General features: G+C 42.9%; 1 pseudogene. It reads left to right on the forward strand.

What is annotated here, in order from left to right:
- Positions 1–203: pseudogene (locus tag P5674_RS26315) on the forward strand (Uma2 family endonuclease); the annotation flags it as partial.
- Positions 204–275: the final 72 nt, after the last annotated feature.

The raw sequence follows: 275 nt of genomic DNA on the forward strand, positions 1-275 counted from the left end.
AATTGGAAGCACAGCAGGCTCAATTGGAAGCACAGCAGGCTCAATTGGAAGCACAGCAGGCTCAATTGGAAGCACAAAAAGAACGTCAAGCACGTTTAGCAGCTATTGCTCAATTAGACAATATCGGATTAACAGTACAGCAAATTTCTGTAGCATTGGGGTTATCTATCAATGAGGTGCGTCAGCAGCTAGAAGAATCATAGATGGTAGGATAATAACTGCTATAATGGGGGATAAACTGTCTTCTACTGGTTCAGACCTATGGTTTCCATCGC

Origin of the sequence: Limnospira sp. PMC 289.06 (assembly GCF_032350395.1) — a bacterium.
In the GTDB taxonomy this organism is placed as follows: Bacteria; Cyanobacteriota; Cyanobacteriia; order Cyanobacteriales; family Microcoleaceae; genus Limnospira; species Limnospira platensis.